This window comes from Methylobacterium sp. WL8 (assembly GCF_008040045.1).
GTDB classification, from domain to species: Bacteria; Pseudomonadota; Alphaproteobacteria; order Rhizobiales; family Beijerinckiaceae; genus Methylobacterium; species Methylobacterium cerastii.
This window is the reverse complement of record NZ_VRVF01000020.1, coordinates 19755-35041: the sequence shown is the minus strand read 5'-3', so window position 1 is coordinate 35041 and position 15287 is coordinate 19755. Positions and strand designations below refer to the sequence as shown.

At 70.1% G+C, this 15287-nt stretch carries 15 protein-coding genes; 5 read left to right on the top strand and 10 right to left on the bottom strand.

The genetic code is table 11. The features are described 5' to 3' along the window. Positions 1–74 precede the first annotated feature (74 nt). A complete protein-coding gene (locus FV234_RS09770; protein WP_147814371.1) occupies positions 75–1577 on the bottom strand; it encodes an NAD(P)/FAD-dependent oxidoreductase in 1503 nt (500 codons plus the stop codon). A 170-nt stretch (positions 1578–1747) separates the two neighbouring features. On the opposite strand from FV234_RS09770, the gene FV234_RS09765 reads away from it, so the two are divergent. Continuing rightward, the gene (locus FV234_RS09765; protein ID WP_147828988.1) at positions 1748–3538 is read left to right on the top strand and encodes a hypothetical protein; all 1791 of its coding nucleotides are present in this window, start codon (positions 1748–1750) and stop codon (positions 3536–3538) included. Between the two features lie 66 nt (positions 3539–3604). Here FV234_RS09765 and FV234_RS09760 read toward each other — a convergent pair whose 3' ends face one another. The 8 genes from FV234_RS09760 to secG all read right to left on the bottom strand — a co-directional run bounded on the left by FV234_RS09760 (position 3605) and on the right by secG (position 10791). Next, a complete protein-coding gene (locus tag FV234_RS09760; RefSeq protein ID WP_238272230.1) occupies positions 3605–3919 on the bottom strand; it encodes a hypothetical protein in 315 nt (104 codons plus the stop codon). A gap of 68 nt (positions 3920–3987) precedes the next feature. Beyond that, the gene (locus tag FV234_RS09755; protein WP_147751378.1) at positions 3988–5499 is read right to left on the bottom strand and encodes a peptidase S10; all 1512 of its coding nucleotides are present in this window, start codon (positions 5497–5499) and stop codon (positions 3988–3990) included. A 242-nt stretch (positions 5500–5741) separates the two neighbouring features. Further along, entirely contained in the window at positions 5742–6194 is a 453-nt protein-coding gene (locus FV234_RS09750; protein WP_147751379.1) for a DNA polymerase III subunit chi, read from the bottom strand. 53 nt (positions 6195–6247) lie between these two features. Next, positions 6248–7414 carry a glutathionylspermidine synthase family protein gene (locus FV234_RS09745; RefSeq protein ID WP_147751380.1) on the bottom strand — a complete coding sequence of 389 codons (1167 nt, stop codon included), beginning with the start codon at positions 7412–7414 and terminating at the stop codon, positions 6248–6250. Beyond that, the gene (locus FV234_RS09740; RefSeq protein ID WP_147751381.1) at positions 7414–8028 is read right to left on the bottom strand and encodes a DUF1190 domain-containing protein; all 615 of its coding nucleotides are present in this window, start codon (positions 8026–8028) and stop codon (positions 7414–7416) included. Before FV234_RS09740 ends, FV234_RS09745 begins: the two co-directional genes overlap by 1 nt. Positions 8029–8156: 128 nt before the next feature. After that, positions 8157–8555 (bottom strand): DUF350 domain-containing protein, encoded by a 399-nt coding sequence (locus FV234_RS09735; RefSeq protein WP_147751382.1) that lies wholly within the window; start codon positions 8553–8555, stop codon positions 8157–8159. A gap of 16 nt (positions 8556–8571) precedes the next feature. Beyond that, positions 8572–10200, bottom strand: coding sequence for a CTP synthase (locus tag FV234_RS09730; RefSeq protein WP_147751383.1), 1629 nt, complete (start codon positions 10198–10200; stop codon positions 8572–8574). Between the two features lie 174 nt (positions 10201–10374). Beyond that, entirely contained in the window at positions 10375–10791 is a 417-nt protein-coding gene (gene secG, locus FV234_RS09725; protein ID WP_147828986.1) for a preprotein translocase subunit SecG, read from the bottom strand. Positions 10792–11055: 264 nt separating this feature from the next. Here secG and FV234_RS09720 point away from each other — a divergent pair, with 264 nt between their 5' ends. Then, positions 11056–11496, top strand: a complete 441-nt coding sequence (locus FV234_RS09720) for a nuclear transport factor 2 family protein (protein ID WP_147828984.1) — start codon at positions 11056–11058, stop codon at positions 11494–11496. Positions 11497–11508: 12 nt separating this feature from the next. On the opposite strand, the gene tpiA is transcribed toward FV234_RS09720, so the two are convergent. Then, positions 11509–12270 (bottom strand): triose-phosphate isomerase, encoded by a 762-nt coding sequence (tpiA, locus tag FV234_RS09715; RefSeq protein ID WP_147762336.1) that lies wholly within the window; start codon positions 12268–12270, stop codon positions 11509–11511. Positions 12271–12542: 272 nt separating this feature from the next. Here tpiA and FV234_RS09710 point away from each other — a divergent pair, with 272 nt between their 5' ends. Genes FV234_RS09710 through FV234_RS09700 form a run of 3 tightly spaced genes read left to right on the top strand, consistent with a single transcriptional unit; the run spans position 12543 to position 15231 of the window. Next, positions 12543–13073 carry a TadE/TadG family type IV pilus assembly protein gene (locus FV234_RS09710; protein WP_147828982.1) on the top strand — a complete coding sequence of 177 codons (531 nt, stop codon included), beginning with the start codon at positions 12543–12545 and terminating at the stop codon, positions 13071–13073. 53 nt (positions 13074–13126) lie between these two features. Then, positions 13127–13786: a TadE/TadG family type IV pilus assembly protein gene (locus FV234_RS09705; protein WP_238272227.1), complete on the top strand. Its 660-nt coding sequence runs from the start codon at positions 13127–13129 to the stop codon at positions 13784–13786. Further along, positions 13771–15231, top strand: a complete 1461-nt coding sequence (locus FV234_RS09700) for a pilus assembly protein TadG-related protein (protein ID WP_147828978.1) — start codon at positions 13771–13773, stop codon at positions 15229–15231. Before FV234_RS09705 ends, FV234_RS09700 begins: the two co-directional genes overlap by 16 nt. Positions 15232–15287: the final 56 nt, after the last annotated feature.

The following is a 15287-nucleotide window of genomic DNA, read 5'->3' as shown; positions in this document are numbered from 1 at the left end:
GCGTTGGCGGGGAGTGTATGCCGCGGGCGGGCGCCGGCAAGGCCGCGTCGTAACGCGGCCCGGCCTCTGTCGCCTCAGGCGACCTTGCGCGGCACCAGCCGCTCGCTGGCGAGGGCGTGCTCCGCGCCGGAGACGCCGGCCTCGGTGTACTCGGCGTCCTCGTTGACCCGCCAGACGTCGTGGCGGCGTTTGCCCGCGACGATGTTCTCGACGGTGAGCATCGCCGTCATCATCGCATGGTCCTGATTGTTGTACTTGTGCATGCCGTTGCGCCCCACAAGATGCAACGTAGGGTAGTCCATCTCCAGCTCGATCCGCACCAGCGCGACGTTCTCGGCATAGGTCTCGTCGTAGACCGGATAGGCCTTGGGCTGGCGCACGACGCAGGCGTCGATCACGTCGGCCGGGTCGATCAGGCCGATCTGCCCGATCTCGCGCTTGGCCAGCGCCACGAGGTCGGCGTCGCTCGCGGTCCAGAGGCCGTCGCCCTCGAAGCAGAAATATTCGAGTCCGAGGCAGGTGTGGGCCTCGTCGGGCACCATCTCCGGCGACCACGAGCGGAAGTTCTGCACCCGGCCGACCTGGACGGACGGGTCGTGGATGTAGATCCAGTTGTCCGGGAAGTCCTCCTGCGACTTGGCGATCAGCGCCACCGTGACGAAGTCGCGGTACTGCAGCGCCCGCGCCTGGAATGTGCTGATCGGGCGCGGCGTGATCGCGTCCACGAGCTCGCGCACGGGCGCCGACGAGATCACGTGGCGCGCGGTGAAGGTCTCGCGCGTGCCGTCGCCGCGCAGGGCCGAGACGCGCCACAGGCCGGCGGCGGCGTCGAACGAGAGGCCGTCGACGCCCCGGTCGAGCAGCACCTTTCCGCCCTGCGCGGCGATCTTGTCGGCGGCCGCCTCCCACATCATGCCGGGGCCGCGGCGGGGATAGCGGAACGACTCGATCAGCGTCTTGATCACCGGCTCGCCGGCCTTGCGCTTGGCCTTGATCCCGAGCGATCGCTTCAGCGCGTCGCGGATGGCGGCGCCGAGGTCGAGGCCCTTGATGCGCTGCGCGGCCCAATCGGCCGAGATCGCGTCGCAGGACATGCCCCAGACCTTCTCGGTGTAGGTCTTGAAGAAGATCGAGAACAGCTTCTCGCCGAACTGGTTGCGGACCCAGCCGTGGAAGTGCTTGGGCTCATGGATCGGCTTGGCGCGGGCGTAGAGGTAGGACAGCACGCAGGCGGTGCTGGTGAGGATCCCAAGGTTGCGCAGGGCCTCGAACGCCTTCAACGGGTAGGCGTAGTACTTGCCCTGGTAATAGATCCGCGACAGGCGCGGACGCTCGATGAAGTCGTTGGGCAGGATCTCGTCCCAGAGGTCGACCACGGCCTTCGACTTCGAGAAGAAGCGGTGCCCGCCGATGTCGAACAGGTAGCCGTTGTGGCTCACCGTGCGCGAGATGCCGCCAACCTGATCCGGGTCGCGCTCCAGCACGGTGACGTCGCGGCCCTGCTTCGACAGCAGGTAGGCCGCCGTCAGCCCGGCGGGTCCGCCGCCGATCACCAGCGTCTCGGTGTGGTGACTCATCCGCTGCCCCGGCCTGCCTTCGCGTCGTCGGACCCTGCTCCCGGCGTGGTTAAGGAAACCTGCCAAGCCGGCGGCCTTGACCGCCCGTTAAGCGCGTTCGCGGCAAGGTCGCGCCAGCACGACGAGACCCGTCGCGGCCGGACCCTCCGGCGGACAACCGGAGAGGCGCGATGGCGGCCACAGCTTCGTTTCCGGCCGCGCCGCCGGCGGGCCTCCATGCGCGCAAGCTCCTGTGGCTGCTGGTCCTATTCTGCGTCGTCACGCTGTATCCGCCGGGCGACGTGATCGAGACGATCCGGCACCTGCGCGTGCCCGACACCGACGACGCCATGCGCCTGGTCGAGGCCCGCGACCTCGCCGCCGGCCAGGGCTGGTACGACAACGTGCAGTACCGCTTCCTGCCGCCGGACGGCGTGCCGAGCCACTGGTCGCGCCTGCTCGACGCGCCGCCGGCCGGCCTGCTGCTCGTGCTGACGCCGTGGGTCGGCTCCGGTCTGGCGGAGGGGCTCGTCGCGGCGTTCTGGCCGCCGCTGCTGCTCGCGGTCTACGCGACCGCGCTTTTTTCCGGCGTCCGGACGAGCTTCGGCCCGCGGGCGGCGGTGCTGGCGGTGCTCGCCGCGACGCAGACCTTCGGCGTCACCGTGCAATTCGCCGCCGGCCGCGTCGACCACCACGACGTGCAGATGATCGCGATCCTCGGGATGGCGACGGCCCTGATCCGCGGCGGCGCGCGGGCCGGGGTGGCGGCCGGGGCGCTCGCGGCCTTCTCCCTGGCGATCGGCCTCGAAGGCCTGCCCTCCGTCGCGCTCGGGGCGCTGTTCGTGGTCGGCGACTGGGTCTTTCGCGGCCGGCCGGCCCTGCCCTGCTTCCTCGGCTTCGGCCTCGGGCTCGGGCTCGCGGCGCCGCTCCTGTTCGGGGCCCAGACCGCGCCGCATCTCTGGACCGCCACCGCCTGCGACGCGCTCTCGCCGCCCTGGCTCTGGCTCGCGGGCGGCGGGGGCGCGGCCGCGCTCGCCTGCGCCGGGCTCGACCGGCGGCTCGGCTCGATCGGGGCGCGCATCGCCGTCGTCGCGGCGATCGGCGCGGTCCTCGTCGGCGGCTTCGCTCTGCTGTTTCCGATCTGCCTCGGCGGCCCGTTCCCGGGGATGACGCCGCTGGTCCGAGACCGCTGGCTGCTCATGGTCAACGAGATGACCTCGGTGCCGAAGTTCGTCGCCCGCCGGCAGTGGGAGATGCTGGTCTACTATCCCGTCCTGGCGCTGGCGGCTTTCGCCGCCTCCTGGGCGGCGTTCCGCGGGGCGCCCGAACATCGGCGCGCCTACGGCGTCGCCGCCGTCCTCCTCTGGCCGGGCCTCGTCATCGGCTGGTTCCAGTTCCGTGGGATCTACGTCGCCTCCGGGCTGATCCCGTTGGTGGCCGGGCCGGTGCTCGACCGCGCCCTCGCGCTGGCGGGCGACCGCGCCGCCGCGCCGCGCCGGCGGGCCGGCCTCGCCGCCCTCGGCATCGCGATGATCAGCACCGCCTGGATGGCCCCGGCGGCCCTCGCCGGCCTGTTCGAAGAAAGCGGGGCCGCCGCGGCGAGCGCCGAGGCCTTCGCCTGCCAGGCCGACGCCGCGGTGAAGCCGCTCGCCGCGCTTCCCGCCGGAACGGTGCTCGCGCCGGTCGTCATGGGGCCGTCGATCCTGATGCGGACGCCGCATGCGGTGGTCGCGGCGCCGTATCACCGGGCGATCCCAGGGCTCACCGCCGCGATCGAAGGTCTCGGCGGCAGCGAGGCCGACCTGCGCCGGCACGTGGCGGCGCACGGCGTCCGCTACGTCGTCGTCTGCCGTGCGCGGCCGAGCCCAGGCTTAGACGGACCCGCCTTCGCCACGCGCCTCGCCCGCGGCGAAGTCCAGGCCGACTGGCTCGAACCGCTGCCCCTCGGCGGCGACGTGCTGAAGGTTTGGCGGTTGCGGTAGCGCGGATCGCGCCGCCTCGCTCACGATGTCGTAAAGGTCGCGACGCGAAGACGCGCCTCCGGCTGCCTACTTCACAAAGCGGTCGAGCTTGTTGTTGACGAAGAAGTAAAGCTCCTTCGCCCCGGGCTCGGTGTAGAGCACTTGCACCTCACGACCCGCGCGGCCTTCACCCACCAGCACGTCCACCGGCGGGCGGCCCTTCAGGCGCACGAGGTCGCACTCGCCGATCCCGAGTTCGATCGCGGCGGCGCTCGTCGGGACCGGCCCGGTGCAGGACCCGTCCGGCGCGAGCACCGGACCGGTGAAGGTCGGCGCCGCGGCCACGCGCGGCGGGATCGGCACGATCTCGGAAGGGGCCGGCGGCGGCGTCCGCTCGGTCACGGTGCAGGCGCCGAGGAGGGCTGCCGCGAACAGGGTGCCGCTGGCGAGCGTTCGCAGGTCGGGCAACGTCACGGCGCCTCCTTGCGCTCCAAGTTGGGTGCGGTGCCCTCGCGGGCCTTCAGCGCGGCGGCGTAGAGGGCCGAGACGTCGCGCTTGAACGCCGCCCGCGTATCGGGGCGGGAATAGAACATGTGCCCGCCAGGGTACACCGCGAGCGACAGCCGCGGCTCAGGCCCATAGGACGGGATTTGGTCGATCAGCAGTTTGGAGGCGAAGTACGGCGTCACCAGGTCGGTGAAGCCGTGCGCCACCAGCACCCGGACGTTGCCGTCGAGCGCCAGCACCCCGCGAAGCGCTCCGACCGCCTCGGGCGCGGAGCGGCCGCCGCCCCAACTCCAGCTGCGGTTCACGGCGGTGTTCAGGAGCTCGTAGCGCAGGTTCGTCACCCGCCAGTTCAGCTTCTTCGCGTAGAGGTCGATCATCGCGCTGGTGAGCGGCGCCTGCAAAGCGGTGAGCAGCGGGTCGTCGAAGCCGGAATGCGCCGCGGTCGGGTCCGGGTCCCAGCCGCTGACGCCGGTGTCGTAGGCGCTGGCGACGCGGCCCGTGGCGCGGTCGACTTCGCGCTGGACGCTGTTCGACGACAGCCGCCCGCCCTGTGCCTTGACGAATGCCGGATCGAGCCCTGTCAGCGCGGCGACGCGCTCGGTGAGGCGCGCCACCGCCGGCGCGTCGTTCGGCCCCTTCAACAGGTCGGCCAGGTAGGCGCCGGTGGCGTAGCGCTCGGTGTCGGCGAGCGTGTCGCGGGTCGGCACGGTGCCGGCCCGCTCGAGGGCGCCGGCCGCATACGAGGGCAGCCGCAGGATGTTGCCCCACGGGTTGGACCGCGGCGGCGACAGGGTGCCGAAATCGAGGACCGGCGAGAGCAGCACGAGGCCCGACAGGCCGACGCCGACATCCTCCTGGAGCTTGGCGGCGATCAGCGGCCCGCGGAAGCCGCCGTAGCTCTCGCCGACGTAGAACTTCGGGTCGCCCATGCGGGTGTTGACGCGCAGGTAGCGGGCGATCGCCGCCGACAGCACCGAGGCATCCGAGTCGACGCTCCAATACGCCTTGCCGTCGCCGTCGGCGGCGCGGCTGTAGCCGGTGCCGACCGGATCGATGAAGACGAGGTCGGTGAAGTCGAGCCAGGTGCCGTCGTTCGGCACCAGCGCCACCGAGCGTGACGGGCTGATGCTCGACCCGTCGGCCGGCAGGCGCCACGGGCCGATCGCGCCGACGTTCAGGTAGGCCGACGCCGCGCCGGGGCCGCCGTTGATCGCGAAGGTGATCGGCCGCGCCGTCCCGGCCGCCGCGGGGCGAGTGTAGGCGACGAAGGCGATCTCGGCCTGCAGCTTGCCGGACTCGTCGACCAGCGGCAGGCTGCCGGCGGTGGCGGTGAAGTCGAGCTTCTGGCCGTTGGGGAGCGTGACGCTCTGCTCGGTGGTGGAATCGGGCGGAAGCTTGCGGCCCTCGGCCGGCCGCGATTCGGAGGGGCCGCGCTGCGGCGCCTGGGCGATGGCCGGAAGCGGGGCGAAAGCCATCAGGAGCGCAAACCCGAACGCGCATGCCCTCCCTCCCCTGCGGGAGAGGGTTTGCCTCGCGTCGGCGAGGCTCGGGAGAGGGGTGCGCGTTATCCGGCACTGTCGCTCCCCCCTCCCGGCCCGCTGAGCGGACGACCTTCTCCCGCAGAGGGGGGAGGGAAGCGCGCGGAGCGCGGCCTCGATCGCATTGTCAAACAAGCGCATGGCGAATCCTGAAATCCGGTCGGGTGCGCGAGGGAACGTCACGCCTTCTTCAGCCAGCGGCCGTCGTCGTCCTGCTGCCAGTAGGCGACCGCGTGGCCGGCGGCCTTGGCCGCCTTCCACTGCTCGCGGGCGCGCAGGAGCGCATCCTGGTCGGTGCCGTCGAACAGCACGCAGATGCGCTGGTAGTCGCCGGCATCCGGCGGCAGGTCGGCGCCCTCGACGAGGAAGCGGATCGCGGCGGCGTTGGGGTTGGTCTCGCGCAGCGTCAGCACCACCGGCTGGCTCGCCGCATCCGGCTCGCGATCGGTGCCGTGGGGCAGGAAGCTGTCGTCGCGGAAGGTCCAGAGGTGGTCGTCGAGCGCCTGCAGCCGCTCCTCGGTCGCCGCCTGGATCGCCGCCTGCCAGCCGCGCTCGCGCGACTTCTCGACGAGGTTCGGCAGCACCGCTTCGAGCGGCTGGTTCTGGAGGTGGTAGAAGAGGATGTCCGTCACGTCCGCTCAGATAGGCCGTCGCGCGCGCCTTGCACAGCGCGTCATCGGCGCACTCACCCCGGCAGGATCACGTGCGGGACGAACAGGGCCGCGTTCGTTGTGATCGGCCCATCCGACTCGCGCAGGCACAGCCCGACGCAGTCGTCGCCGACGATCCAGGCGCCGACGAGGGCGTGGCGCCCGTCGAAGCACGGCAGCTCGGCGAGCGCCTGGCGGACGTGACCGCCTGCGCCGTAGGGGCCGTGGTCCTGGGCCAGCACGGCGCCGTCGCACACCATCAGCACGTTGGCACCCTCGCGCGAGAACAGCGGCTTCTTGACGAAAGAGGTACCGAGCCGCGCCTTCTGGGGGTCATCCTCGAAATAGGCCGGCAGCAGGTTCGGATGGCCCGGCTCGCGGGCGAACAGGTGCGGCAGCAGCCCCTTGTTCGACAGCACCGCCTTCCACGGCGGTTCGAGGAAGCGCGTCGGCGTCGCGGACAAAGCCGCGCCGAACGCATCCGCGAACGCCCATTCCCACGGATAAAGCTTGAACAGGGTCGTGATCGGCGTCAGCGCCCGGTCGACGAAGCGGCCGTCGGCGGCGAGCCCGATGTCACCGAGGTCGAGGAAGCGGGTCGCGAGGCCGGCCTGGCGCGCGCAATCCTCGATGTAGGCGACGGTGCCGCGGTCCTCGGGCGCGTCGGCGTAAGCCGTCAGCGCCAGCGACGCGCCGCCGACCGCGCGGAAGCGGGCGATCAGGCGCTCGTGCACGGCGTTGAACTGGTCCGACCCGGCCGGCAGCCGGCCGAGCCGCAGCAGGTCCTCGAGCCACAGCCACTGGAACACCGCCGCCTCGTAGAGCGCCGTCGGCGTGTCGGCGTTGTATTCCAAGAGCTTGGCCGGGCCGGTGCCGTCGCCGCCATAGGCGAGGTCGAGCCGGCCGTAGAGCGTGGGGTCGCCGCGGCGCCAGCTGTCACGCACCACGTCCCAGGCGGCTTCCGGAATCGCGAGCGAGGCGAGGATGCGCGCGTCCTCGACCGCGTCGGCGACGAAGTCGAGGCACAGGGCGTGGAGCTCGGTGCCCGGCCCCTCGATGTCGCGCTCGACCTCTTCGAGGGTGAAGGCGTAGGCGTGGCTCTCGTCCCAATAAGGTGCCCCGTCGAGGGTGTGGAAGGTGAAGCCGTTGGTCTGCGCGCTGGCGCGCCAGTCCGGCCGCTCGCCCAACGCGATGCGGCGCATCAGCCGCCGCCCCCGTGGCCCGCCGTCCCGTGCGCGGCGAAGCTGCGGCCCGTGGCGCCGAACCCGCCGAAGGCGGCCGGACGCACCGCGGGCGACGAGACCCGCGCGCTCGACGACGCGCCACCGCTGCCGGTGACGACGCGCCCGCCCCAGCTCGTGCAGTAGCCGCCTCCACCCGCGCCGGACGACGCGATGCCGGCTTGATCGGGGCGATGATCATACAGCGGCTGCGGCGCGAGGGCCTGCTCGGCCAGTCGGCCGACCGCGTAGCCGGCGAGGATCGGCACGAAGCTCCCGGCGGCGCTCGCCGCGACGGCGGTACCGTCCACGCAGTGCCCGGCGCCATGATGCCCCTCGCAATCGACGCGTGAGGGATAGCGCGGCGCGCCTTCCGGGTAGGCGGCCAGGGCCGTGGCGTAGGCGCTCCGGCAATCGTTCTCCGTGCGGAGCCCGCCGCGGATGCAGGCGTCGGGATCGCGGTAGACCAGCACGTCCTCCTCGCGCTGCGAGGGGTCGCAGCGGCCGAGCGCGAAGGCCGTGGCCCCTGCGCCGGCGACGAGGACGAGCGCGACGGTGGTCGAGCGCTTCGAGGACCGTTCGATCGGCGAGGACATGATCGTTCGGACCGTCTCGGACGGCCCGGCTCCTGGACGGCAGAATGCCGCAAGGCCGAGACGTAAGAACTCCGGCCGCGCTTGAGAAGGTCGCAGGCCGACGATCGGACGGCCGCGACCGGCCGCGTTCAGTAGGTCATGGACGCGGCGTCGATCACACCGCCAGCGAGCGAGGCGGCGGCCAGCAGGATCGCGGCGGCGCTTTCCCCATCTGCGATCCGCCGCGACAGGTCCGGCAGGACGAGCCGGACCAGGAAGTAGATCAGGATCTGCACGACCAGCGCCACGAGGCCCCAGATCACGCAGTCGAGGACAGACTGCGCGTTGTAGATCGCCACGGCGAGCGGCAGTGCGTAGCCGACCAGGCTGCCGCCCAGCGCGATCGCGGCGGCGACGTTGTTCGCCCGGATCAGCGCGATCTCGCGGTGCGCGGTCGCCGTCAAGTAGACGCCGAGGTAGAGCGCCACCAGCCCGCAGGCGACGGCGCCGTAGCCGAGGAAGGCGGGCAGCCCGGAGATCGACGTCATCGCGGGCACCGCCGCCTCACACCAGGCGGCTCTGCTCGATCGCGGCGCCGACGAACCCCTCGAACAGCGGATGCGGCGCGAACGGGCGCGACTTCAGCTCGGGATGGAACTGGACGCCGATGAACCACGGGTGGCCGACATGCTCCACCGTCTCCGGCAGCAGCCCGTCCGGCGACAGGCCGGAGAAGCGTAGGCCCTTGGCCTCGAGCCGCTCACGGTAGGCCATGTTGACCTCGTAGCGGTGCCGGTGGCGCTCGGAGATGTCGGTGCTGCCGTAGATCGCGGCGATCTTGGTGTCGGGGTGGAGCGTCGCGCCGTAGGCGCCGAGCCGCATGGTGCCGCCGAGGTCTCCGGCGGCCGCCCGCTGTTCCAGCTCGTTGCCGCGCAGCCACTCGGTGAGGAGGCCGACGACAGGCTCGGGCGTGTCGCCGAACTCGGTGGAGTTGGCGTCGGGCACGCCGGCGAGCGACCGGGCCGCCTCGATCACCGCCATCTGCATCCCGAAGCAGATCCCGAAATACGGGATCTTGCGCTCGCGCGCGAAGCGGGCCGCGCGGATCTTGCCCTCGGCGCCGCGCTGGCCGAACCCGCCCGGCACCAGGATGCCGTTGATCCCCTCCAAGAATGGGGCCGGGTCCTCGCGCTCGAACACCTCCGCCTCGATCCATTCGAGGTTCACCCGGCAGCGATGGCTGATGCCGCCGTGGGTCAGCGCCTCGGTGAGCGACTTATAGGCGTCCTTCAGCCCCGTGTACTTGCCGACGATGGCGATGGTGACCTCGCCCTCGGGGTTCCGCACCCGCTCCGAGATCGTGCGCCAGCGCGTCAGGTCCGGCTCGCCGTCGTGGGCGAGCCCGAAATGCGCCAGCACCTCGCGGTCGAGGCCGGCCTCGCGGTAGGACAGCGGCACGTCGTAGATCGAGGCGACGTCGCGCGCCTCGATCACCGCGGTCTCGCGCACGTTGCAGAACAGCCCGAGCTTGCGCCGCTCGTCGGCCGGGATCGGCCGATCGCAGCGGCATAGCAGGATGTCGGGCTGGATGCCGATCGAGCGCAGCTCCTTCACCGAATGCTGCGTCGGCTTGGTCTTCAGCTCGCCCGCGGACGGGATGTAGGGCAGCAACGTGAGGTGCACGAAGGCGGTCGAGCCGCGCGGCAGGTCGTTGCCGAGCTGGCGGATCGCCTCGAAGAACGGCAGGCCCTCGATGTCGCCGACCGTGCCGCCGATCTCGACGAGCACGAAGTCGAAGGCGTCGTTGCCGTCGCGGACGAAGTCCTTGATCGCGTTGGTGACGTGCGGGATCACCTGGATCGTCGCGCCGAGGTAGTCGCCGCGGCGCTCCTTGGCGATGATGTCCTGGTAGATCCGGCCCGTGGTGATGTTGTCGGCCCGGGTCGCCGGTACGCCGGTGAAGCGCTCGTAATGCCCGAGGTCGAGGTCGGTCTCGGCGCCGTCGTCGGTGACGAAGACCTCGCCGTGCTGGGTCGGGCTCATCGTGCCCGGATCGACGTTGAGATAGGGGTCGAGCTTGCGCAGGCGCACCGTGTAGCCGCGCGCCTGGAGCAGCGCTGCGAGCGCCGCAGAGGCCAAACCCTTGCCGAGCGAGGAGACCACGCCGCCGGTGATGAAAACGTACCGCGTCATGGGCCTCGGTCCATAGAGAAGGCTGGGCGATTCGCCAAACGGCATGACACCCGCATCGCGCGATCCCCACGGAAATCGCGCAACGCTGGATTGGGCAGGCCTAGGGCGGGAGCGTTAAGTTTCTTTTGTCCGATCGAACGGCGCGGCTGCGCCGTCCAGGGTGCGACGCGGCGTTCAACGCGACTGCGGCGCGTCCGGAACGGCAGGCTGAGCCGGAGCGGCGGGCGCCGTCGAAGTGCCCTCGGCCGGGGCGTTGTTCTGGCGGCGCAGAGTGTCGAGCAGGTTGTCGGCGCCCGCGGGCTGGCCGGTCGGCTGCGCGGTGCCGCCGGCGCCGTCGAGGATCGACTTCGGCGCGGCGGAGCGGTGCGACATCACCGCCAGAGTCAGGCTGGTGACGAAGAACAGGGCGGCGAGGATCGCGGTGGCCCGCGTCAGCGCGTTGGCCTGGCCGCGCCCGGTCATGAAGCCGGAGACGCCGCCGCCGCTACTGCCCGCACCGAGGCCGAGGCCGCCCTCGGAGCGCTGCAGCAGCACGACGCCGATCAGCGACAACACGATGATGAGGTGGACGACGATCAGGACGGTCTGCATCGGGTTTCCGGAATCGTTTTCAGTGCGTGCGCCGGTCCCGCGAGCCGCGCGCTGGGGTGGGGACCGGACGCGGCGGCCGGCGCTGCGTCGCACCGGCTGCCCATCTGGCGGGGGCATACACCACAAGCGGGCGGGCGCCAAACATGACGATCGCCGACGCGATGTCAGCCGTCCGCCTCGCCGCACGTGGGCTCCGCATGCTCAAAGACGGCGTCGGAACCTGGCGCGGCCAACGCGCCCCGACCGGATCGGAAGGAAGACGCCATGCCCATCGCACGCCGCCCCCTGCTCGCTCTCGCTCTCGCCGCAGCCCTCCTCGCCTCCAACCCTGCAGTATCCGCTGGAGCCGCGACCGAGGTGGAGGCGGCGGTCGACGCCCTGACCGCCGCCCTGCTCGCACCGGACGCCGCCGCCCTCGACGCGCTGGTGCTCGACGGCCTGAGCTACGGCCATTCCGGCGGCGCAGTGCAGGACAAGGCCGCCTTCGTCGACGCGCTGACGAGCCGGCGCTCCGCCTTCCCGAGCATCGTCCTGTCGGACCGCTCGGTCTCGGTCGTCGGGGAGGACGCCATCGCCCGGCACGTCTTCAGCGGCGAGACGACCTCCGGCGGCAAGACCGTGCCGGTGCGCATCGGCGTGATGCAGGTCTGGCACCGCGACGGCGGCCGCTGGCGGCTGCTCGCCCGGCAGGCCTACAAGATCTGAGCGGGGCGCCGCTCAGGCGTAGGCGGCGCAGATCCCCAGAAAGTCCTCGGCGACGAGGCTCGCGCCGCCGACAAGCGCCCCGTCGACGTTCTCCACCGAGAGCAGCTCGCGGGCGTTGCCGGGCTTGACCGAGCCGCCGTAGAGGATGCGGATCTTGGCCGCCTCCTCGCCGACGAGCTTGTCGAGCATCTCGCGCAGGGAGGCGTGGACCTCGGCGATCTCGCGCGCCGTCGGCGTGCGGCCCGAGCCGATCGCCCAGACCGGCTCGTAGGCGATCACGGTGTCGGCCGCGGTGGCGCCCTTCGGCGTGCCGATCGCGAGCTGCGCGCGCACGATGTCCAGCGCCCGGCCCTGCTCGCGCTCCTCCATGGTCTCGCCGACGCAGATGATGCCGCACAGGCCCGCGCGCCGGGCGCCGAGCGCCTTGGCGTGGACGCCGTCGTCGGTCTCGTGGTGGTAGGCCCGGCGCTCGGAATGGCCCACGATGACGTAGGTGGCGCCGAGGTCGGCCAGCATCTCGGCGGAGATCGAGCCGGTGAAGGCGCCGCTCGGCTTGGCGTGCAGGTTCTGGCCGCCGATGGCGATCGGCGAATCGTAGGTCGCGGCCACGCAGGCCGAGATCAGCGTCGAGGGCGGGCAGATCAGCAGGTCGATGGTCTCGGCGAGCGCCGGCGACAGCCCGGTCCGCACCGCGTCGACCACGGGGATCGAGGCCCGCGTCCCGTTCATCTTCCAGTTGCCTGCAACCAGGGGCCGCCGTCCCGAACGCATCATCGATGTCCCTGCCGTCCCTTGCGCCGCCCGTCGCATGCGGGGGCCGGGGCTACCAGAGCCCGCCCGAGGGCGCAAACCGGATCGGCGCCCGCGTGAGACGATCGCAGGCGAAGATCATGCGACGCTCGCTGTGAGCCAAAGCAGCCCGAAAGGGGCGCATCGGGAAATGGCCCGCGAACCGCGCGGAATGCCGTCCAGGCGACGGGGCATTAGGCCCGAAAAGACTACACTATGTTAGACTGGCCTTAATTCCTGCCGTGCCATGACAGGGCATGCGCGGTGCACGGCAATTGCTACAGGGTCGAAGTGGGGCGACGGCGGTCGAGTTCGCCCTCGTGGCGCCAATGCTGCTGTTGACGATCACGTTCGTCATGGTCGCCGCCCTGGTTCTGTTCGTCAACCAGCGGCTGGATTACGCCACGAGCCAGACCGCGCGTCAGGTCATGACCGGCAAAGCCCAGTTCGGGTCCACGGATCAGGCCACCTTTAAGACCGCGCTCTGCAGCAAGCTTCCGAGCGTGATGTCGTGCGCGAACGTCGTGGTGAACCTCTACATCGTCCCGCTGCCTTCCGCGGGCGGATACTACAATTTCGTCAAGCCGGACGGCAGCGGATTGCAGATCCCGTCGCAGAGCAGCGGCCCGGGCCAATACAATCTCGGGAATGCCGGCGACTACCAGTACCTGCAGGTCATCTACCCGATCCCCGTCCTGCCCGCGGCCTTCGCGTCCATGCTCGGGAACGGCGGCACCAACAGCTACCTGGCGGTCTCGACCGCGGCGTTCCGCAACGAGAAGTTCTGATGGCGCGCGGCCCGACAATCCTGGCGCGACGCTTTCGTGACGACGGACGCGGCGTGTCCATCGTCGAGTTCGCGATCGTCCTCCCGATCCTTCTCATGCTGATGCTGGGTGGCCTCCAGGTGATCACCTACGTCAACGCGACGCGGAAGGTCGAGCTCGTCGCACACTCGATCGGCCAGATGATCTCCCAGACCACGCCGCCGCAGGGCTCCACCATCGCGACGGTCAACGCGACCGACCTGCATTTCAGCTACGACGCGGCCCTCGTCCTGTTCCCTTACCTTCTGAAGGACGCTCCGCGGCAAGGTCTGCAATGGTGGCAGGACATCACCATCAACTACACCGGCGTCGCCTTCACCCAGAAGTCCACCGGTTGCACCGACAGCGCCGACATGAGCGCCTGCTACAACGCCAACGTCGTCTGGACGAGCACGGGGACCTACGGCGGCAACAAGCGGCTCTGTGTGACGCCGCTGCAGCCCGCGGACAACACGGCGGCGGCGAGCGCCGGCACCCTGCCGCGTTCGGTCTACGGCCCGGGCTCGCTCATCGTCATCGACGTGGTCTTCACGTTCAAGCCTACCTTCGGCGCGAAGTTCTTCCCGGCCAGCCGGGTCGCCCGCTCGGTCTACGTCCAGCCACGCTACGCCAGCCTCGTGAACTACGACACCACGAACAGCGACGGGATCGCCTCCAAATGTCCTGGCTACTGAATCGCCTTCGCCGGGCCGGCCGGCCTCCCGCAGCGCGTCCGAGCTTCGCGGCGGCGCGTGACGGCAACGTCGCGATCATCTTCGGCCTCAGCCTGATCCCGATGATCGGTCTCATCGGGCTCGGGGTCGATTACGGTGTCTCGATCACCGACAAGACCAAGCTCGACAGCGCAGCGGATGCGGCCGCGGTCGCAGCCGTGGCGACCGCCAAGGCCTACATCGCCGCCAACCAGGGCCAATCCAACCTCACCGCCAAGGCGATCGCGGCGGGCATCACCCAGGCCACCAACGTCTTCAACGTCAACGCAGGAAAAGTTCCTTACGCCACCTACACGCTCCAGACGCCGCAGCTGGTATCGAGCGGCCAGACACTGACCTCGACGATCGTCTACACGGCCACCGTGACGAACAACTTCGGGCGGATCTTCCGCACGCCGACGACGACCCTCGCCAACACCGTGACCGCCTCGACCGATCTCCCGAGCTACCTCGACTTCTACCTGATGGTGGACGTCTCGGGCTCGATGGGGTTGCCGACCTCGGTCAATGACATGAACCGGCTCGCCGGCATGAACGTCGAGTCGGCGATGACCGACTCCAAGCAGGGTTGCATGTTCGCCTGCCACTTCCCCGGAGCGAACGGATGGAACAAGGCTGTGAACGCCAGCCCACAGATCCAATTACGCTCGGATTCGGTCAACAACGCCGTCTGTCTGCTGCTCCAGCGCGCCGGCAACCAGATCGTCCCGAACCAGTATCGGGTCGGCATCTATCCGTTCATCAACCAGTTGGCGACGCTCTCGCCGCTCTCCGGCAACCTCGCCAGCGCGAGCACCGCGGCCGATTGCGCCAAGACCTGGCCGATGACGCTTACGAAACTTCTCGACACCAACACCACTCAGCTCTCGGTCAACGTTGACCCGAGCACCGGCACCGGGAGCGGCGGGACGCATTTCGAGGTTGCCCTGCCCCAGATGAAGTCGGCGATCTCGGCTTTCGGTGACGGGTCGTCCACCAGCAACCCCAAACCGTTCGTATTTCTGATCACGGACGGCATGCAGAACGGGCAGCACTACTATATCATAAAGAACGGAAAGTACACCTATCCCGGAAATCCGTCCAAATTTGCTGGGTACTCCAATGCTTGGTGGGATAGTTCTAGCCCTTCTCAGATCGATCCCGCCAACTGCACAGCACTGAAGAATGCCGGTGCAACGATCTCGATTCTCTACATCCCGTACATTACCATCAATTCCCCGGACGATGGGACCTATACGGCTTGGGAGAACAACCGCGTCAATCAGTTCAGCCCGACGCTTTCGACGCCGCTTAAGAGCTGCGCCTCACCGGGCTATTTCTTCACGGCCAGTTCGTCGGACGAGATCAATGCCTCGCTCAGCGCGATGTTCGACCGTGCCGTGCGGATGACCCGCCTGACGCAGTAGGCGGTCGCGCGCCCGCCTTTGCCTGCCGGGGCGGACTAGGCTATCGCGGACGGATC